This window comes from Paenibacillus thailandensis (assembly GCF_042685365.1).
Lineage (GTDB): Bacteria > Bacillota > Bacilli > Paenibacillales > Paenibacillaceae > Paenibacillus_AP > Paenibacillus_AP thailandensis.
In genome coordinates this window covers 129,920-149,932 of record NZ_JBHUMY010000032.1, presented here as the reverse complement: position 1 = coordinate 149,932, position 20,013 = coordinate 129,920, and the positions used below count along the sequence as shown (strand labels likewise).

16 protein-coding genes are annotated in these 20,013 nt (G+C 55.5%); 11 read left to right on the top strand and 5 right to left on the bottom strand.

The features are described from left to right. Positions 1-111 precede the first annotated feature (111 nt). A complete protein-coding gene (locus ACFSW5_RS21365; RefSeq protein ID WP_379277669.1) occupies positions 112-939 on the bottom strand; it encodes an AraC family transcriptional regulator in 828 nt (275 codons plus the stop codon). 147 nt (positions 940-1,086) lie between these two features. On the opposite strand from ACFSW5_RS21365, the gene ACFSW5_RS21360 reads away from it, so the two are divergent. The 3 genes from ACFSW5_RS21360 (at position 1,087) to ACFSW5_RS21350 (ending at position 5,741) form a co-directional block, all read left to right on the top strand. Then, complete coding sequence (locus ACFSW5_RS21360) at positions 1,087-3,153, top strand: beta-galactosidase (RefSeq protein ID WP_379277667.1); 2,067 nt, start codon at positions 1,087-1,089, stop codon at positions 3,151-3,153. A gap of 97 nt (positions 3,154-3,250) precedes the next feature. Beyond that, positions 3,251-4,933 (top strand): glycoside hydrolase family 2 protein, encoded by a 1,683-nt coding sequence (locus ACFSW5_RS21355; protein WP_379277664.1) that lies wholly within the window; start codon positions 3,251-3,253, stop codon positions 4,931-4,933. Positions 4,934-4,946: 13 nt separating this feature from the next. Next, complete coding sequence (locus ACFSW5_RS21350; RefSeq protein ID WP_379277662.1) at positions 4,947-5,741, top strand: Nif3-like dinuclear metal center hexameric protein; 795 nt, start codon at positions 4,947-4,949, stop codon at positions 5,739-5,741. 119 nt (positions 5,742-5,860) lie between these two features. On the opposite strand, the gene ACFSW5_RS21345 is transcribed toward ACFSW5_RS21350, so the two are convergent. Continuing rightward, positions 5,861-7,207: a lytic polysaccharide monooxygenase gene (locus ACFSW5_RS21345; RefSeq protein WP_379277660.1), complete on the bottom strand. Its 1,347-nt coding sequence runs from the start codon at positions 7,205-7,207 to the stop codon at positions 5,861-5,863. A 428-nt stretch (positions 7,208-7,635) separates the two neighbouring features. Here ACFSW5_RS21345 and ACFSW5_RS21340 point away from each other — a divergent pair, with 428 nt between their 5' ends. Continuing rightward, a complete protein-coding gene (locus ACFSW5_RS21340; RefSeq protein WP_379277657.1) occupies positions 7,636-8,757 on the top strand; it encodes a methyl-accepting chemotaxis protein in 1,122 nt (373 codons plus the stop codon). 175 nt (positions 8,758-8,932) lie between these two features. On the opposite strand, the gene ACFSW5_RS21335 is transcribed toward ACFSW5_RS21340, so the two are convergent. Continuing rightward, on the bottom strand, positions 8,933-9,199 hold the full coding sequence (locus ACFSW5_RS21335; protein WP_379277655.1) for a hypothetical protein: 267 nt from the start codon (positions 9,197-9,199) through the stop codon (positions 8,933-8,935). 91 nt (positions 9,200-9,290) lie between these two features. After that, positions 9,291-10,181: a LysR family transcriptional regulator gene (locus tag ACFSW5_RS21330; protein ID WP_379277653.1), complete on the bottom strand. Its 891-nt coding sequence runs from the start codon at positions 10,179-10,181 to the stop codon at positions 9,291-9,293. A gap of 185 nt (positions 10,182-10,366) precedes the next feature. Between ACFSW5_RS21330 and ACFSW5_RS21325 the strand changes: the two genes are divergently transcribed. The 6 genes from ACFSW5_RS21325 to phoU all read left to right on the top strand — a co-directional run bounded on the left by ACFSW5_RS21325 (position 10,367) and on the right by phoU (position 15,522). After that, positions 10,367-11,341 (top strand): phosphate ABC transporter substrate-binding protein, encoded by a 975-nt coding sequence (locus tag ACFSW5_RS21325; protein WP_379277650.1) that lies wholly within the window; start codon positions 10,367-10,369, stop codon positions 11,339-11,341. Between the two features lie 98 nt (positions 11,342-11,439). Continuing rightward, on the top strand, positions 11,440-12,342 hold the full coding sequence (gene pstC / locus ACFSW5_RS21320) for a phosphate ABC transporter permease subunit PstC (protein WP_379277647.1): 903 nt from the start codon (positions 11,440-11,442) through the stop codon (positions 12,340-12,342). Beyond that, the gene (gene pstA, locus ACFSW5_RS21315; RefSeq protein WP_379277645.1) at positions 12,339-13,226 is read left to right on the top strand and encodes a phosphate ABC transporter permease PstA; all 888 of its coding nucleotides are present in this window, start codon (positions 12,339-12,341) and stop codon (positions 13,224-13,226) included. The genes pstC and pstA overlap by 4 nt, the downstream gene beginning before the upstream one ends. 18 nt (positions 13,227-13,244) lie before the next feature. After that, positions 13,245-14,003 (top strand): phosphate ABC transporter ATP-binding protein PstB, encoded by a 759-nt coding sequence (pstB, locus tag ACFSW5_RS21310; RefSeq protein WP_379277643.1) that lies wholly within the window; start codon positions 13,245-13,247, stop codon positions 14,001-14,003. 19 nt (positions 14,004-14,022) lie between these two features. Continuing rightward, the gene (pstB, locus tag ACFSW5_RS21305) at positions 14,023-14,778 is read left to right on the top strand and encodes a phosphate ABC transporter ATP-binding protein PstB (protein WP_379277640.1); all 756 of its coding nucleotides are present in this window, start codon (positions 14,023-14,025) and stop codon (positions 14,776-14,778) included. 84 nt (positions 14,779-14,862) lie between these two features. After that, complete coding sequence (phoU, locus tag ACFSW5_RS21300) at positions 14,863-15,522, top strand: phosphate signaling complex protein PhoU (protein WP_379277637.1); 660 nt, start codon at positions 14,863-14,865, stop codon at positions 15,520-15,522. Positions 15,523-16,070: 548 nt separating this feature from the next. Here phoU and ACFSW5_RS21295 read toward each other — a convergent pair. After that, complete coding sequence (locus ACFSW5_RS21295; RefSeq protein WP_379277635.1) at positions 16,071-18,296, bottom strand: S-layer homology domain-containing protein; 2,226 nt, start codon at positions 18,294-18,296, stop codon at positions 16,071-16,073. 278 nt (positions 18,297-18,574) lie between these two features. Between ACFSW5_RS21295 and ACFSW5_RS21290 the strand changes: the two genes are divergently transcribed. After that, positions 18,575-20,002, top strand: a complete 1,428-nt coding sequence (locus ACFSW5_RS21290; protein ID WP_379277633.1) for a GGDEF domain-containing protein — start codon at positions 18,575-18,577, stop codon at positions 20,000-20,002. Positions 20,003-20,013 lie beyond the last annotated feature (11 nt).

Here is a 20,013-nt window from a genome sequence, read left to right as displayed (position 1 = left end):
GGTTCATCTTCTACTATATTGGCGTTGTTGTTTTTCTGCAATCTGAAAATATAAGCATTATATTAAACTTTGTTATATGCGGATTTGTGGTCGGCGATTCCTCCAAAAGGACTAGCGCATGCCGTGCATTTTTTTGAATTGCTCGGGGCTTAAGCCCTCAATCCGCCGGAACACCGAGCTGAAATAGCTTGCGCTGTCAAAGCCGACCCGTTTCGCCACTTCGCTCATCCGTACGTCGCTTTCAAGAAACATAATTTCCTTGCTCCGGTTGATCCGCTCCCGGTTGACGTATTCCATCGGGCGCATTTTCATCGTTTTTTTGAACAGCAGGCATAAATATTGCGGCGTCACGTCGATGCGATCGGCAAGCTCGCGGATCGTAATCGGCCGGTCGATCCGGGATTCGACGTAACGAATAACCGGCTGCAGCTTCGAGATCGTTTGCTCGCCGGATTGGGGGCTGACCTGCACGACCTTGATCAAATCAAGCAAAAACATATAGACGAGCTTGGAGCATTCCAGCGCCAAAAACGAACGCTCCGACTGCGCCAGCGCATAAGCGCTTTTGATATGGGAAACGAGCAAATCGCCGTCATGGGCCGTATAAACGCCGGATTCCGTGATGCCCGCCTGCCGGACAAGCGTCTCCGTCAACGCGCCGTTGAAGCTTATAAAATGGATGTCCCACGGCGGCTCGACGGTATAGTATTGATGCGGTACTCCGGGGTACAGAAAAATGCCTTGCCCGGCTTTGACGCGAACGGTGCGGTCCCCGATACGAAGCTCCCCTTCGCCGGACGCGCATTGCAGCCATTGGTAGTCCGGATACCCTTGCTTCCGGTCGATCGGCTCCTGATTGTCCCAGTGGCCTACGATGGTCAGGTAGACGGGCAGCTGCCTGTCGGCTTCGGTTAAGGTGGGAAAGGCGATCGTATCCAAGCTTAGACACTCCTATGTTCATATTTTGATAGTATATAAGAATATAATAGTATTTTATTTGAAATTTAGACCCTATATAATCTGAATATAGTTATAGTAATCGCATTCACCGCTTTATACAAGATCCTATTGGAGGTTATTTTGCAAATGACGAAGAAATATGAGCCGATCAGTTCGAAAATACCGAAAATGCTGCACGGGGCCGATTACAATCCCGATCAATGGCTGAAATATCCGGAGGTGCTGGAGGAGGACATCCGCCTCATGAAGCTGTCCGGCAGCAATGTGATGTCGGTGGGCATATTCGCTTGGGCGGCGCTGGAGCCGGAGGAAGGCGTCTTTACGTTCGATTGGATGGACGCGCTGCTCGACCGGTTCGCCGCAAACGGCATCTTCGCGCTGCTCGCCACGCCAAGCGGCGCCCGTCCGGCTTGGATGTCGCAGAAATATCCGGAGGTGCTGCGCGTTAGCGAGGACGGCATCCGCAATTTGCACGGCGCGCGGCATAACCATTGCTTCTCGTCGCCGGTATACCGCGAGAAAACGGCGATCATCAACCGCAAGCTCGCCGAGCGTTACGCAAGCCATCCGGCCGTCATCGGCTGGCATATTTCCAACGAATTCGGCGGCGAATGCCATTGCGGCTATTGCCAGGAAGCGTTCCGCGGCTGGCTGAAAAACAGATACGGCACGCTCGAAGCGTTAAACGACGCGTGGTGGACCACGTTCTGGAGCCATACGTACACGGATTGGAGCCAAATCGATTCTCCGACGCGGCGCGGCGAAAACGCCGTTCACGGCATGAACTTGGACTGGAAGCGTTTTGTTACCGATCAGACGCTTGATTTTTACCGTCATGAAGTGAAGCCTTTGCGCGAAGTGAACCCGGATTTGCCGGTTACGACCAACTTCATGCTCGATTTCGAAGGGTTGAATTATTGGAAATTCAAGGACGATCTCGACGTCGTTTCGTGGGACGCGTATCCGACCTGGCACGAATTCGAGGACAACGCCGAGCTGGCGGCGTTCATCGCGCTGAATCACGACGTGTTCCGCTCGATCAAAGGCGGCAAGCCGTTTATGCTGATGGAAAGCACGCCGAGCATGACGAACTGGCAGCCGATCAGCAAGCTGAAGAAGCCGGGCATGCATATGCTGGCGTCGATGCAGGCCGTCGCGCACGGCTCCGACACGGTGCAATATTTCCAATGGCGCAAAAGCCGCGGCTCCAGCGAAAAACTGCACGGCGCCGTCGTCGACCATGTCGGCCACGAGCATACGCGCGTGTTCCGGGATGTTACCGAAGTCGGCCAAACGCTGGATAAGATGACCGAAGTTGTCGGAACGACCGTCAAACCGGAAGTCGCGATCATCTACGATTGGGAAAACCGCTGGGCGGTGAAAGATTCGCAAGGGCCGCGCAACGCGGGCATCCATTACGAGGAGACGGTGCGCAAGCATTACCGTCCGTTCTGGGAAATGGGCGTTCCGGTCGACGTGATCGACTCGGAGTGCGACTTCGCGGGCTACAAGCTGCTGATCGCCCCGATGCTGTACATGGTAAGGCCGGGCGTGGGCGAGCGGATCGAGCAATTCGTGGCGGGCGGCGGCACGTTCGTCGGCACGTATTGGAGCGGCATCGTCAACGAAAACGACTTGTGCTTCCTGACCGGCTTCCCGGGACCGCTGCGGAAAACGCTCGGCATCTGGTCGGAAGAGATTGACGGGCTGCATGATCATGAATCGAACCATGCCGTTATGGTGCCGGGCAACGCGCTGAATTTGCAGGGCGCTTACGATTCGCACGAGCTGTGCGACTTGATCCATCTGGAAGGCGCGGAAGCGCTCGCTTCGTACGGCGCCGACTTCTACGCCGGCCGCCCGGCGCTTACGGTGAACAAGCTCGGGGCGGGCGAAGCTTATTACATCGCGACGCGCTTCAAGGAGCCGTTCTACGCCGATTTCTACGGCGAGCTGGTGCGCCGGACGGGCATCAAGCGCGTTATCGAAACGGATTTGCCTGCCGGCGTGACGGCGCAGCTGCGTACCGACGGCGAGCACGATTACGTATTCGTTCAAAACTTCAGCGCAAGCGAGCAGCGCGTTGAGCTCGACGGCTGCGAATACGCCGACCTGCTGACGGGCGAAGCCGTGTCCGGCGCGTTAACGCTGCCGCTGTACGGCGTGCGAATTTTGAAGCGCAAGGCGGTATGAGATACAATCAAGTAGTCCTTCGAAGATGTACGCCTGGATCGTTTGCGGGGCAAATTCGCTTCGCAAGCAGCAAGGATGTTAAAAAGGGGACGATACGATGATGCGCTTGTTCGAAACGAACAGGGTGAGGATAACGCGATCGCTGGAAGGCGTATGGGATTTTACGACCGTCGACGGAATCGGGCCGGATAACCAAAGCAAGACGTTCCGCCTCCCCGTACCCGGCTGCTGGGAGCAGCATCCGGACTTGGCGAACTACCGGGGGAAAGGCGTTTACCGGAAGACGGTCCGGACCGGGGCGCCAACGAATTTGCGATTCGTATTCAAGGGCGTCAGCCATACCGCCGACGTCTACTTCGACGGCAAGCCTATCGCTCATCATTACAACGCGTATACGGCTTTCGACGCGATCGCGAAGGACGTCGCTCCCGGCGAGCACCTGCTGGAAGTGCACGTAGACAACGGATTCCATGAAGGTTCGGCGCTGCACGTTCATAACGATTACTACACCTACGGAGGGCTAATCCGTCCGGCTGGTCTGGAAGAAATCGGTTCCGCTTTTATCGAAAGGATCGAATTCGTCCCCCGGCTGCAGGGAGAGGAATGGGAAGCCGACATTCGCGTCGTCGTCCGTAACGTCTCCGATTCGGAGCGGCAGCTGAAGCTGAGCGGCGAAGCGGCCGGAACTCCGCTTTCGTTCGGGGACATCACGGTCCCCGCAAACGGCAGACAGGACGCGACCCGGACGTTCCGTTTTCCCGGAGCGGAACCGTGGAGCCACGAACAGCCGCAATTGTACGAGCTGGCGGTACGGCTCTTCGAACGCGAAGGGGAGCGGGCGGTCGACGATTTGATCGAAAGGGTCGGCTTCCGGACCGTGACGGCCGATAACGGCAAAATTCAGGTGAACGGCAAGGACGTCGTGCTGAAAGGATTCAACCGGCACGAGGATCACGGCTTAACCGGGGCTGCGATACCGCTCTCCTTGATGGTTTACGACCTCGATTTAATGGCCGATATGGGCTGCAACAGCGTCCGTACAAGCCATTACCCGAACGACGAGCGTTTTCTCGATTTATGCGACGAGCGGGGCTTTTACGTCTGGGAAGAAAACCATGCGCGCGGGCTGTCGCTGGAGCAGATGCGCAATCCGAATTTCGTCCGTCAGTGCGAGGATGTAAACCGCGAAATGGTCGAGCAGCATAGGAATCATCCTTCCATCATCATCTGGGCGATTTTGAACGAGTGCGCAAGCGATACGGAGGAAGGGCGCGTTCATTATAAGCGGCAGTTGGAGCAGCTCCGGTCGCTGGACCGGAGCCGTCCGCTGACATTCGCTTCGCATCACCGGGAACGGGAGCTTTGCTTCGATCTGGCGGATATCGTATCGTTTAACCTTTATCCCGGCTGGTACGGCGCCGAGGACCCGGGCGAGCTTTGCGACCGGGCGAGAGGCTGGGCGGACGCCGCCGGCGGGAGGGGCAAGCCGATGATTATGAGCGAATTCGGCGGCGACGCGGTATACGGCTACCGTATGCCTTCGCGGGTGAAAGGGACGGAGGAGCGCCAAGCGGACATCCTTGACGCGAACCTGTCGGCCTACCGGCAGCGGAACTACTTGTCCGGGATGTTTATTTGGCAATTCAGCGATATTCGCGTGACCGAAGAGAAGGACGGACCGCTGTTAAGGGTAACGACGCAAAACATTAAAGGCGTGGTGGATGCATACCGGAGGCCCAAGCTGGCGTACGAAACGGTCAAAAAGCATTTCAAATCTTAAGGAGCGAGCGAACTTGAAGCTAACGGTTCAATCGGTTATGGACGCATTAATGAAACCGGCCCGCAGCCTGGAGCGGACGGTCGACGGACTTGTTTTTGGCAGGGCGGAGGAGGAAGTCAGAGGGATCGCCGTCGTCTTTATGCCGACGCAGCGAGCGCTCGAGCAGGCGGCCGGGCTCGGTGCCAATCTTGTCATCGCGCATGAAGGAGCTTTTTATTCGCATGCCGATCAAACGGGAAGCTCTAGCGCCGGTCCCGTATACGAAACGAAAAAGCGTCTGATCCTCGAAGCCGGCATGTCGCTGTTCCGCTTCCACGATTACATCCACAAGTATGAACCCGACTTGGTTACGGAAGGGCTTGTGCACGAGCTCGGCTGGGAGCGCTTCGTCGTCAAGCGCCGGCCGGAAGCGGCGATCGCGGAGCTGCCGCCGGCCTCGCTCAAGGCGATCGCGGAAGTAGCGAAAGAACGCCTCGGCATCCCTTATATCCGCACGTTAGGCGATCCGGAGCAGCGATGCGCCAAAGCCGCGGTGCTTGTCGGCTACAGAGGGGGAGGCGGCGTTACGATCCCGCTGTTCGAGGAAGAAGACGTCGATTTGGTCGTCTACGGGGAAGGGCCGGAATGGGAGACGCCCGAATACGTCCGAGACGCTCTTGCGCAAGGACGGAAGAAGGGCGTTATCGTGCTCGGCCATGCCGAAAGCGAAGCGCCGGGCATGAGGCTGCTGGCGCGGAGACTGCAAGAGGCGTTCCCGCAAATTCCGGTTCATTCGCTGCAGAACGAACCGTTGTTTCAAATGATGTAGGCAGATGTAAGCCGAAACGCCTTATTCGACAATTTGAGCGAGCTTATCCGGTTTGGCCGGATGAGCTCGCTTTTTTACGTTAGCCTTAGCTGTTGTAAAACCCGTTCATAATAAGTTCGTCACTGCAGCTCCCAAAGGGCGGGAGTCGCCGGCGGTTCCCAGCCGACAAGCGCCGTGTGGGCTTGCAGACATTTGTAAGTCGCGCCGTTATAGCTGACCAGCGCGCCGACCGTATACGACGTTCCCGCGGACCATGCGGGCGCTGTCGAAGCGGGGGCCGTCGTGCCGCTGACGGTGCTGGCGGCCGACTGGTTGCCTGCGGCGTCTACGGCGTAAACCGTAAAGCTGTACGTTGTGCTTGGAGACAGGCCCGTGACCGTATAGGACGTTGCGGTGCCGGCGACGGTCGTTACAAGCGAGGTGCCGCGGTATATTTTGTAGCCCGTTACGCCAACGTTATCCGTCGAAGCGTTCCACATGAGCTCGATGCTGGAGGCGGTCGCCGACATGACATGCAGTCCGCCCGGAGCGGTCGGCGCCGTCGTATCGTTTGCCGGAGGCGCGGTTGTCGTCACGCTTACGCTGTTGCTGGCGGCGGATTCGTTGCCCGCGGCGTCGACCGCCTTCACCGTAAACGAGTAGCCGGTGCTCGCCGCAAGCCCGGTGACGGTATAGCTCGTTGTCGTGCCGGATACGGTTGCGGCCAGCGTGGAACCGCGGTATATTTTATAGCCCGTTACGCCGACATTGTCCGTCGAAGCGTTCCAGGACAACGTGACGCTCGAGGAAGTGACGCCGGAAGCGGCCAGGGAAGACGGAGCCGACGGAGCGGTCGTATCGACCGGATTCGAGCCGGAGAAATTGACGTCGATGACGTTATAGAACGCGTTGCCGGTATCGGCGATTTCCCAAACGGCCAATATAACGTGGTAGCCGGACCGATGCGGCACATTGCAAGTGTCCGAATAGGTGAGCGGAGGACGAGCGCCGTTGTAATCGACCGAACAGAACGGCGTCAGGTCGAACGAGTCGCGTGTCAGCGGCGCATTCGGATTCCAGTTTGGTTTCGTCATGTAATATTTCCAGCTCGTCGTGGCGTGGTTGACTGTCAGATGCCATGTAAACGTATTGGGACCGGCCGAGATGTTGACTTTGGTCCAGCGGGTTGCGGATTGCTCGTCAAGCTTCGGAAAAACGCCGTTCGCGCTGGCGATTTTGCCGTCCGCGGGTCCGGCTGCCGGGAAGCCTTTCGGCGCTTCCAGGCTTTGCGGCTCGTATACGATCGCGCCGCAATCGGTATTGGCTCCCGATTTGCACAATGCGGCGCGGCTCGCGGGCCCTTCCACATAGCCGTGCGAATACGCTTTCTCGGCTGTGAACAGCGTACAGATTGCCGCGAGCGCCAGCAAAGCGCATAATGCCCAAATTTTTGCCGGTGCGGGACGCGCCAAACGATAGAGGGTCATTCAAACCTACCTCCAATAAATGGTTTTTTATATAAACTCCGGCGGAGTTTATACCGTACAGTAGGAAACGTGAAAGACCAAGGAGCCGTTAAGACAAAGCCGGTGTAAGAGAGGGGAGGAAGAAAATCGTCCGAAAGGGGTGGCCGAGATAAGCTTTCAATGTTATAAGGTTATAATCATTTTATTAAAAGAGAGTAAAATGCTCAAGAGTCTTTTGGAGGGGATATTCAAAATTTTGCTTGCATCTCTCAAATGAGAGCGAATCCCGCTCATTTTGCTATACATGCAGGCGGCCTCTTTGCAAACCTCGACTTAAGCTTGCATATTTTTTACACCCGCTTTACTCATTCCTGCATCGGATTTGATGCTTTGGTCCTATAGTGATCGAAGAATGACGAGGATTGGCGAAGAAAGGGGCATCATAATCGATGATGGGGACGGAACGGACAGCGCTGCTCGAAAGGCATGGCATGGAGCCGGCGGCCGCAAATGAAAGCGGCGGAATTCGATTGTCGGGGTATGTGAGACCGGTGCCGCTCGCAACGCCGGAGCAAAGCTGCAGCGAAATTCAACGATTATTCTCGGATCATGCCGACAGCGAATGCCTAATCGTATGCGAAGAAGCCGGCAAGCCGCTTGGGCTTGTTATGCGCGATCGATTTTATATGAACATCAGCAGAAGATTCGGCGTCGAGTTGTTTTATGGCAAAGCCGTACATACGCTTATGGACAAAAACAGCATTTCGGTCGATATCGACGCTTCTCCGCATCATGTTATCGAGCTGGCGATGCAGCGCGGAGACCGCCATCAATACGATTGCATTATCGTCACCGATAATGAAAAAGCCATAGGAGTCCTTACAATGGCCGACCTGCTGCGGCTGTCGCGCGAGCTTCAGCGGAAAGCGGTCCTTGACGTGACGGAACGGGTAAGGGGAGAGCTGGCGGACAGTCAAGCCGTTGTCAACGAAGTCCGCTTGTCCGCCTTGAACGGCAATAAAATATCCGCGAACATGTCGGAGCTGACGCTTGAAGGGAGGGACGGGCTTGGCCGGGTGGCGCAGACGTTCGAGCGTCTTGCGGCCAATTCCGCCCATCAAGAGGAAGCGATGAACGGACTGGAAAGGGAGGTGCGGCAAGTCGAAGATGCGACGGCCGCCATCAAGCAGCTGGCGGAGCAAAGCCGCATGCTCGCCCTCAACGCGGCGATCGAAGCGGCCCGCGCCGGACAATTCGGCAAAGGCTTCTCCGTCGTTGCCGACGAAGTGAAGAAGCTGGCGAACGAGACGGAGCGGACGGCGGAGCTCATCACGAAGCAAATCGGCGCAATCGCGGCAGCCATTGCGCATACGGCCGGACTCGCCCGCGAAGGCCGGGAGGAATCGAAAGCAAGCGCGGCATACGTGGAAGAGGCCGTCCGCGTATTCGGCCGGCTGTTCCAGGCGGCCGGAGACAACCGGTCGAGCGCGGAAGCGATCGGCCGCCTGGCCGAGGAGGCCTATGCCGGCACGGTGAAAGCGGCCGAGCAGCTGGACGGTTTATTGGATTAAGAGGCGGCTTGGGCTGACGGAAGCCGCATGTTGGCATAACGGCTGCTTCGGCTCAAGCATGGCCGCCTTTTGACCATATATAGCCTCTAAACGGGCCGGCGGAATTATGTTCAGGACGGTGCTGCAAGCTAAGCTCTGGAATGGACGTCAGACCGGATTTAGGAGGCTCAAAGGTTTAAGCGGGTTCATATTCCGTCCGTAATATACTCATTAAAAGACGGTTGATCGGAAGACCTTCTTCGGTCACAACGGTAAAATAGGCCCATTTCGCGGATTCGGCGGCAAGCAAGGCGGTCTCATCTTTGACCTGCGAAGCCGACAGCGGAATGCCGAGGCCCGCGCTAAGCGTGCGATTCACTTCCGGATCGCTCAGCCATCGATAACGCATCTCCCAGTCTTCCTCACTGATTCTGTGCAAGTTGACCCGGTTGCCTTTGATCATAGACCATGCCTCCATCGCATAAGCAAAAATTTCCACTTATACGAAGTATATCATCCTATAATAATGAAGCGGTATATTCACTGGCCATTTATCAATTGGCGAATGCCCCTCTTCTTAACGTCTGGACAAGCTTTAGCGGCAGCTGCGGATTCCAATGGTTTCTTGGCCACACCGCATAAGCCTGCCACAAGGCGGACTTGCCGGGCAACGGAACGACCGCGGTTCCTTCCGCCGCCTTCTTCTCCGATAAGGCCGCCGCAGCCGGCATCACCGTAAAGGCGTTCCCTGCGCGAACGGCATTCAGAAGGATAGCGACAGCGCCTAGCCTCATTTCTTGCCGAAGCCACGCGAATTCCGCCGCGTTCGCCGCCATCAGCCGATCTTCGACAGATGGGTCGTCTAGCGCGATATAAGTGAAGCCTTTATGCAGCATGGCGCTGAGCGGTTCCCCCTCCTCCCCGGCGCAAGCCGCAGGAACGACCGCCGCAATAGGCGTTTCGACCAGCATTTCACGGTGATAATGCGACTCCGCCGGCTCCAAGCCCGTCAGTACAAGGTCGATCCTTCCCTCTTCCATAGCCGCGATAAGCTCCGAATGAGTGCCTTCCGCAATTTCGCACATCATTCCTTCGTTTCCCGATATCCGCTCGAACCAGGAAGCGGTTAGCAAAGCGGCTCCCGCCAGCGGCGTGCATCCGATACGGGCCGTATGCTTGCCGGAGGTACGCAGCTTTTCCATCCGTGCCGCGGCTTCGGAATAGCTGCGGTCGATTTGCAGGGCGTAGCGGTGAAGCAGCCGGCCGGCTTCGGTCAACAATACTTTTCCCGTTTTATGCTCGAACAGCGGCATCCCCCACTCCTCTTCGAGCTTTTTCATATGAAAGCTTACGGTGGGCTGCTTCATCCCCAGCTCTTGTGCGACTAAAGTCACTTTTTTTAACCGTTCGATCAGCACGATTAACCGCATTTTTAATATGGACATAACGTTTGGCCGTTCCTCTCGAATTTTTATAGATTAATTCTATTATATCTCGTAATTGTATACAACAATTCTATGTAATTTTATCAATTCGTTTACACTCGGAAAATATGATTCAAATGCCTGCCTACTAGAATAATCGATGTAAACACAAACCAAAGGTGAATTTGGGAAGGGGAAACCAAAGAATGAAAAAGAGCATGTTGTTAGTCATGACGTTGGTGTTGACAGTGATCCTGGCAGCCTGCGGCAGCAATGCGAACGGAGGCAGCAACTCGGGCGCTTCGAGCTCGCCTTCGGCTGCGCCTGAAGCATCCGCATCCGCTTCTCCGGAAGCATCCGCTCCGGCCGAAGCGCTGTCCGGCTCGATTCTGGCAACCGGTTCTTCCGCGCTTCAACCGCTTGTCGACCAAGCCGCTCAAGACTTTATGGCTAAAGACGAATACAAGAACATTTCCATTCAAGTACAAGCAGGCGGCAGCGGCACGGGCTTGACGCAAGTGGCCGAAGGCCAATCGGACATCGGCAACTCGGATATTTTCGCCGAAGAGAAGTTTACAGGCGAGGACGCTTCCAAAGCCGAAGGTCTTGTCGACCACCAAGTGGCTGTCGTTTCGATGGCGGCTGTCGTGAATCCGGAAGTTGGCGTTGACAACCTGACGAAGCAGCAATTGATCGATATCTTCACCGGCAAAGTGAAAAACTGGAGCGAAGTCGGCGGCAAAGATCAAGAGATCGTTATCGTAAACCGTCCTGCAAGCTCCGGTACGCGTGCAACGTTCGAAAAATACGCGCTTGGCCAAAAAACGGAAGACCTCCCGGGCTCGATCCAAGAAGATTCGTCCGGCACGGTTAAAAAGCTTGTCGGCGAAACGCCGGGAGCTATCGGTTACCTCGCGTTGTCTTACCTGGACGACACCGTTAAAGCCATCAGCCTCGACGGCGTAGCGGCAACGGAAGAAAACGTCGTATCCGGCAAATATCCGGTATGGGCTTACGAGCACATGTACACGAAAGGCGAACCGAACCCGGTTGTAAAAGCTTTCCTCGATTACATGCTGTCGGATGAAGTTCAAAACGGCGCAGTCGTAGAGCTTGGTTACATTCCGGTTACGAAAATGCAAATTTCGCGCGACCTGGAAGGCAACGTAACCCAAAAGTAAATAACGAGCATCAAGACGCAAGCTGATATTGATCCGGGCGAAGGGGCGGAAAGTAGACCGCCTCTTTCCCCATGTGAAAGAGAGGTTTTCCTTCATCTATGACCCAAGATGACAAACGTCGTATAGCCAAACCGCATATTGTCGAGGAATGGGTAGGAAAAGTATATACGTTCATCTGTATTGCTTTTCTTATCGTTACCATTTTCTCGATGGTTTATTTCGTGGCTTCCCGCGGAGCAAGCACCTTTGTTACCGATAAAATAAATGTTTGGAGTTTCCTTAGCGGCATCAAATGGAGTCCGGAAGGATCGCCGCCGATGTTCGGCGCGCTGCCTTTCATCTTCGGCTCCTTCAGCACGTCCTTGTTAGCCGCCGTTATCTCCGCGCCGCTCGCCATCTGCGCGGCGTTGTTCATGACGGAAATATCGCCGAAAATCGGCCGGAAGGTTCTGCAGCCCGTTATCGAATTGCTGGCGGGTATTCCGTCCGTCGTTTACGGCTTTGTCGGCTTGTCGATTATCGTTCCGTTTTTCCGCAGCGTGTTTCCGGGTCAAGGGCTTGGCATCCTTGCGGGCGGCATCGTACTGTCGATCATGATCCTTCCGACGATTACGACGATCGCGACGGACGCGCTCGCCGCGCTTCCGGGGGGGCTTAAGGAAGGCTCGTACGCCCTGGGCGCAACGAGATGGCAGACGATCCGCCGCATCGTGCTGCCGACCATGCTGCCGGCCTTGCTGACCGGCGTCGTGCTCGGCATCTCCCGCGCGTTCGGCGAAGCGCTTGCCGTTCAGATGGTTATCGGCAACGCGCCGCATATTCCGCATTCGCTGTTTGAGTCGGCGTCGACGCTGACCAGCGTCATTACCCTTAGCATGGGCAATACCGTCACCGGTTCGACCCATAACAACGCGCTTTGGTCGCTTGCGCTCATTCTGATGCTGATGACATTCGTATTCGTGTTTATCGTTAGATGGCTGGAAAGGAGATCGAAAGTATGAACGCCAAAGTAGCCGACCGCATCGCGACAGCCGTCATCGTTGCGGTAACCGGACTTATCGTGCTTATTCTAATCGGGCTGCTGGGCTTCATTCTTGTCCGCGGCATCGGCCATATCAGCTGGCACTTCCTGACTTCGGTCCCGCAGTCGTTCAAAGCGGGCGGCGGCATCGGGCCGCAGCTGTTCAACTCCGTATTCTTGCTCGTATTGACGCTGATCATAACCGTTCCGCTTGGCGTCGGGGCCGGCATTTATATGGCCGAATACGCGAAGCCGGGCAAATTTACGAATTTTATCCGGCTGGTCGTCGAGGTATTGTCGTCCTTTCCGTCGATCGTCGTCGGCTTGTTCGGCTTGCTGGTTATCGTCAATTATTTTAATTTAGGCTTTTCGCTGCTGTCGGGCGCGCTTGCGCTCACGGTTTTCAATCTTCCGCTTATGGTGCGGATTACGGAGCAGGCGCTCCGCGGGGTGCCGAACGAGCAGAAGGAAGCGAGCCTTGCGCTTGGCCTCTCCCGCTGGAAGACGATTACATCGGTTATGATGCCGATCGCCATCCCGAATATTCTCACCGGGACGATTCTTGCTTCCGGCCGTGTGTTCGGCGAAGCGGCCGCGCTGTTGTTTACGGCGGGAATGAGCTCGCCGCGCCTTGACTTTACGGATTGGAACCCGCTTAGCCCGTTCTCGCCGCTCAACCCGATGCGGCCGGCGGAGACGCTGGCGGTTCATATTTGGAAAATAAACAGCGAAGGCCGGGCGCCGGACGCCGCTGAAATCGCCGCAGGCGCGTCGGCCGTGCTTATTATCGTGGTGCTGCTGTTCAACTTGACGGCACGCTGGCTGGGCCGCCGCATCCATCGCAAGCTTACGGCATCGAAGTAGAAAGGAGCATCGACCAGGATGGGAGAACTAGCGTTATCCGTCAAAGATTTAAGCGTGTTTTACGGCGAGAAGGAAGCCGTCAAGAAGGTATCCCTGGACTTTGAACGGAAGCAGGTGACGGCGCTGATCGGACCTTCGGGCTGCGGCAAATCGACGTTTCTGAGAAGCCTGAACCGGATGAACGATTTGATCAGCGGCGCCCGGATTACGGGCGAAGTATGGATCGAAGGCCAGAACATTTTGGATCCGGCCGTGGACGTCGTTTTGCTGCGCCAGCAGATCGGCATGGTGTGGCAGCGCCCGGACCCTTTTCATAAATCGATCTATGAAAATATTGCCTTCGGCCCTCGTTATCACGGTATCCGCGACAAAAAGAAGCTGGACGAAATCGTGGAGCAAAGCTTGCGCAAGGCTGCGCTGTGGGAAGAGACGAAAGACCGGCTGAAGCAGTCGGCGCTTTCGCTTTCCGGCGGCCAGCAGCAGCGGCTCTGCATCGCCCGGTCGATTGCCGTCGAGCCGCGCATCATTCTGATGGATGAGCCGGCCTCGGCGCTCGACCCGGTCTCGACGGCCAAAATCGAGGAGCTCATCACGGAGCTGAAGCGCGACTATTGCATCGTCATCGTGACGCATAACATGCATCAGGCGGCCCGGATTTCCGACAAAACGGCGTTTTTCTACATGGGCAAGCTGATCGAGCATGACGATACGCAAAAAATATTTACGGAACCGGCGGAAAAACAGACCGACGACTATATTTCCGGCAGGTTCGGGTAAGCGGAAGGGAGGAGATACGATGCAAACGAAAATTAACGTCAACAACCTTCAGCTTTATTACGGCGATTTTCACGCGCTCAAAAACGTCGGGCTTTCCATTCCGGAGCATGCCATAACGGCGCTCATCGGACCTTCGGGCTGCGGCAAGTCCACCTTTCTGCGCACGCTGAACCGGATGAACGATTTCATTAACGGCATTCGCATCGAAGGCTCTATCGAAATTTCGGGCGAAGACATTTACTCCCCTCAGATGGAAGTCGAAGCGCTTCGCAAACGGGTAGGGATGGTGTTCCAGCAAGCCAACCCGTTTCCGATTTCGATCTATGACAATGTCGCGTACGGGCCTCGCCTGCATAAGATTAAGGATAAAAAGAAACTCGACGAGCTGGTGGAGCAAAGCTTGATCGGCGCTTCCCTATGGGATGAAGTAAAAGATCTGCTGCACAAATCGGCCATGGGCTTGTCCGGCGGCCAGCAGCAGCGTCTGTGCATCGCCAGGGCGCTGGCCGTCCAACCGGAAATTCTGCTGATGGACGAATCGACCTCGGCGCTTGATCCGATATCCACCCTGAAAATCGAAGAGCTCGTGCAGGAGCTCAAGAACCAATATACGATCGTCATGGTGACGCATAACATGCATCAGGCGGCACGCGTATCCGATCAAACGGTCTTTTTCTTAAACGGCGAAGTCGTCGAAGCGGGTGCGACCGAGGAGCTGTTCTCTACGCCGGTGGACGCCCGTACGGAGCAGTATATCACGGGACGCTTCGGCTGATCCGCAGGCATAGAGCGGGACGTCCGCACTGTACAATCTATATCATTAAGGATGAAGCTACCAGGCTTTGAGGGGAGAATGAAGATGGTTGTAAGAAAAGAACTGGACGAAGGCTTGGAGCAGCTCAAGTCATTGCTGGTCGAAATGGGCGAACGCGTCGAGAAGGTGCTCGGCGAATCGATGACGGCGCTGCAGCAGCTGGATAAAGCAAGCGCCGAGACGATCATCAAGCAGGATACGGAGCTGAATCAGATTGAGGAGACAATCTCCGCGGTCGGCGCCAAGCTGATTGCGACGCAGCAGCCGGTAGCCAAAGATTTGCGCCGGATCTTGATCGCCTTCAAGATGGCAAGCGATCTGGAGCGGATGGGCGACCTGTCCGTCGATATCGCCAAGGCGGTTATTCGCATTCAAGGCGACAAGCTGATCAAGCCGCTGATCGATCTGCCGCGCATGGCGGAAATTTGCCAGACGATGATCTACGAGTCCATCCAGTCGTACATCCGCGAGGATGTAGGCCTTGCCTACAAAATGGCCAAGGACGACGACTCGATTGACGCGCTGTATAAGCAAATTCTGATCGAGCTGGTCGCGCTTATGACCGAAACGCCCAAGACGATCTCGCAATCGATTCATCTGCTGCTTATCGGCCGTTCCATCGAACGGATCGCCGACCATGCGACCAACATCGGCGAAGAAGTCGTTTATCTCGTTACCGGCAAACGGCCGGAATTGAATTTGTAATCATTACCGCGCCCTGAAGCCTCTACTGGCTGATGGGCGTTTTTAGTTAGGTTTGGACCGCTACACGTGAGGATATGGCCGGTCGTTGTCAATTTATGCATTACGACGGTTCTAGTTCTTTTTTTTGTTATCCCTTTTAATCAGGAGAAAGGTGAAACGATGAAAGCAGAAAAGCTGGATATCGGGGTAGGTAAAAACTTGTAGTTGAACCAGGGGGAAGTAAATGTAAAGAAATAGTTAATACGAGATGGAATGCAAGAATAATGTGTCGAGAGAGTAAGGTTGAACAGAAAACGGTAAAAAAGCGATAATTACCATAAATCCTGAGTGAAGGGGATATTGGTACAAAGCAAATTTCCGACCATTTGTGAATGATTGAGTTGGTATAAAATAGTAAAAAATGAATATTGAGTTATTGGTAGAAGAGTGTGAAAACGGATTTGGGGGTCGGCAGCAGCCTGTAGTGCAGGAAGCGAGAGGAAGTCAACTTAAATATTAGCCCAGGTAAGGAGCGGTATGCTCTATACCTGGGCTATATCTTTGATTGCTTATTGCTTTGTTGTTTTTAGCAGAAGCGAAACAACCTCAGCGCGGGTCGCTTTGCCGCTTGGGTTGAATTTGCCGTTCGAGCCTTGGATCAAGCCGGCTTGCTCGGCTGCGGCGACGTAAGGCTTCGCCCAGGCCGCGATGCGGCTTGCGTCGGAGAACGTTGGAACGGCTGCGGAATCGACCGGCAGCTCCATCGCACGGGCGACGATCACGACCATTTCCTGGCGCGTAACCGGAGCATTCGGACGGAACGTATTGTCCTCGTACCCGGACAGGACGCCTGCTTGCGTCAGTACGGCAACCGGGGACACAGCCCAAGCCGGAACGCTGGATGCGTCGGCGAAGGTCAATGCGGGAACTTCCGATTCGATCGGGAAGCTGCGATTGATCATGGCCGCGAATTCGGCGCGGGTAATCGTGTTGTCGGGCTTGAACGTGCCGTCTTCATAACCGGTCACGAGACCTTGATCGACAGCTTTCGTAATCGCTTCGGACGCCCAATGGCCGCCGATGTCCGTAAACGACGGAGCAATGGATTCTCCCGGAACCGAGGCGCCTTGCAGGTCGATAATACGGCCTTCCGTCTCCGCGTTTACCGTGCCGACGTTGTTCAAATGCTCGGTGAACACTTCGTAATCGACAAGATTAAGCTCATAGAAACGTCCGTCGTCTTTCGCCTGCTTCATCGAGCGGTAGAAGTCGCCGCCGCCGGCCATAAACGAGTTGGTCGCCACAATATAATAAGCGTTTGGATCAATCGGAGAATAAGTCCCGTCTTCGTTACGAATATCGACCTTGATGATGCGGCTTCCGGCTTGGGTCACTTCGCCCGTGACCGAATCGATGATTTCGCCCGGCTTCGTCGAATCGTAGTAGAAACGGAGGCCTGCGACCTGCGGGAAGCGTCCTTCCCCGTTCTCCACGCCGCTGACGCCGTTCTCCAGCGCGGCGACGATTTCGGCTCCGGTCATTTTGAGCGCGGTTAAGTTGTTGCCGAACGGCATCACCGTGAGCAATTGTCCAAGCGTAATGTCGCCTGCCGGGATGGACGCGCGGATGCCGCCTCCGTTCTGGATCGTGACGTATCCTTCGACATCCGGCTCGTTGACGATGCTTTTGACCTTCGCCAGCATGCCGTCGGCGACAAGGTCGCCAAGATTCGTTTCCTGCTTGCGGACGGTCGAGCGCTCGCCGTCCAGATTGACGGACGTTTCCCCGACGATCGTCCCCTTCAGCTCTTCGAGCGAAGCGGCATACTCCGCAACCTTGGCGGCCGCTTCTTCATTATCTTCGATCACGTATTTGTCGTTCGCGTCTTTGGCGTCGATCTCGATCAGCTTGCCGTCATATTCCGTTATTACGCCCTGATCGTCGAACGCGACGTCAAGCTGCCCCAAATATTTGCCGTATTCGCCCGTTTGGACGATGACCGTAGGCTCCGTGTCCGCGTTATGTATTTCCGGAGCGTTCAGCTGCGTATGGGAATGTCCGCCCACGATAACGTCGATGCCGTCCACCTCTTCCGCAAGCTCCTGATCGAACGTATAGCCGATATGGGACAAGACGACGATCTTGTTGACGCCTTCCGCTTCAAGCGCCTCGATCGTCGTTTTCGTGCTTTCGGCGTAATCCTTAAATACGATGTCTTCGCCCGGCGAGGAGAGTGCGACAGTATCGCTGGTCGTCAAGCCGATAATGCCAACCTTCTCGCCGTTCACTTCCTTAATAATGGCGGGATATATATTGCCGTTTTTCGGATCGGCCGAAATTTCGCCGTTATATACGCCGCCAAGGTCCGCATCCGCCGAAAAATCGACGTTAGCGCTGACAAACGGGAAACCCGCTTCTTTCATAAACGCCGCAAGCGCGGAAGGCCCTTTGTCAAACTCATGGTTGCCGAACGTCATGGCATCGTAGCCGACCTGATTCATGAACCATAAATCGGCCAAGCCGTTGAATTTGTTGAAATAAAGCGTGCCGGAGAAGACGTCGCCGGCATCGAGAAGCAGCGTGCTGTCCGTTCTGGCCTCTTCGATTGCCGTCACCCGGCGGGCAACGTTGTCCAGATGGGCGTGCGTATCGTTCGTGTGAAGAATGCGCAGCGAGAAATCTCCTTCAGCCGCATGCGCGGTATCGGCCATAGGAATGCCGGGAATAAGGCCGGATACGATAACCGTTGACGCGAGGAAAGATTTTAAAGCCTGCTTGGTGCGTGCCTGAATCATCTTATTATTCCTCCTTCACTGTTATGGAAATGAATAGAACGGTCTTTCTATTTCAACTATAAAATAGAGTAGAGTTAGTGTAAATGTTTTGTCAGTAAATTTCGTTGAAAACGCTTGAACTGTGTCAGTATAATTTACATAATCGACATAATCGGCATAAAGTACTAGGTCTTAGGTCTTGTTTTACATTCCGTTGACTTCCGGTTTAATCTCCTCTCACAAACGGCTGGTACACTTGTCCATGGATGTTATTAGCAGATAAAACGAGGAGATTCGCCGTGAACGATACCGAAATCGGATTAATCGATCCCAGGCTCGTATCGGCCGTGCAGCACAAAAGGCGGAGCGCCGCCGTCGGCGTCCTGTTCGTGCGCTTGTCTTCCGGCCGCAGCGACCCGAAGGAACTGCTTGCGAATTTGAACGGCGGGCAATTGCCGTGCATTTTCGGAAGCTTCTGCATAAGCGGGGACTGCTATTTTCTCGTGGAATGCGCCAAAGGACAGGGGTCGGCGAAAGTCCAGCTGGAGAGGCTCGCCGGCGCTGCGACGGCATGGCTCGAGGACAACGCGGAGGAAGAAAGCGGTTCGGCGCCTATCGTCGGCTGCAGCGTCATAACGTCCGCGGACCAGGCGGGCGGCGAGGAATCCGCGATTTATGTCGGATTGCGGACGGCGGTGGAGCGGGCCTATAGGGGAAAGCGCGAAGCGGCTGCCGCAACCGGAAGCTCCGTCGCCTACAAAAACGCTCAGGAACCCTTTTATGAAATCGGACAGCTGGCTTCTCCCATTCCCGTTTTTCAGGCAGATCAAAAGGTATACGAGCTTGACCAGTTTTTTCGCCATCGGTATGACGAGCAAGGGGCCGTCATTGCGAGCGGCTCGAAGCCGGTCGGCTTAATCATGAAGGAAAAGCTGCATCAATTGCTGTCCGGCCCTTACGGCTTGGCGCTTTATTCGAATCGGGAGCTTTCCCGCATTATGGACAGACGCCCTCTCATCGTGGAAGCGGCGCTCTCGGTCGAGCAAGCCGCGCAGCAGGCCATGGCCCGTGAAACGGCCAAAATGTACGACGTCGTCATCGTGACGGACGGGGCCGGGGAGCGGCTGCTCGGGGCGGTTTCCATCCGGTCGCTGCTCGAGTGCATTACGGCATTGCGCACGGAAGCGGCCCGGACGGCCAACCCGTTGACGGGACTGCCGGGAAACGAAAGCATCCAGGCGAAGCTGCAGGACAGGCTGCGCAAGGAGGACCCGTTTGCCATCATATACGCGGACATCGACTATTTTAAGTGGTATAACGATTTTTACGGCTTTGCCCAGGGCGATGAAATGATTCGTTACTTGGCGCGCACGCTCCAATTCAAATGCAAGGAGTTCGGCGCGGCGAACGATTTCGTCGGACATGTCGGAGGAGACGATTTTATCGTCCTTACGGGAATGAAGGAACCCGAACGGCTGTGCAAGGAAATCATTCGGGAATTTGACGGCGGCATCGGCTTCTTTTATGAGGATTTCGAAATGACGGAGGCTCGCGACCGGGAGGGCCGCGCCATCGGACAAAGAGGCGTATCCCTGTCGCTTTCGCTTCTATGTATCGAGGGAACGCGCATATATTCCATGGAGCGCATTTCGCGTTTGTCCGCCGACTTGAAGAAGCGCGCAAAAGCGATCAAAGGCAGCTCTTATGCGGTGGGTTACTTACATTAAGGTTACGAGAT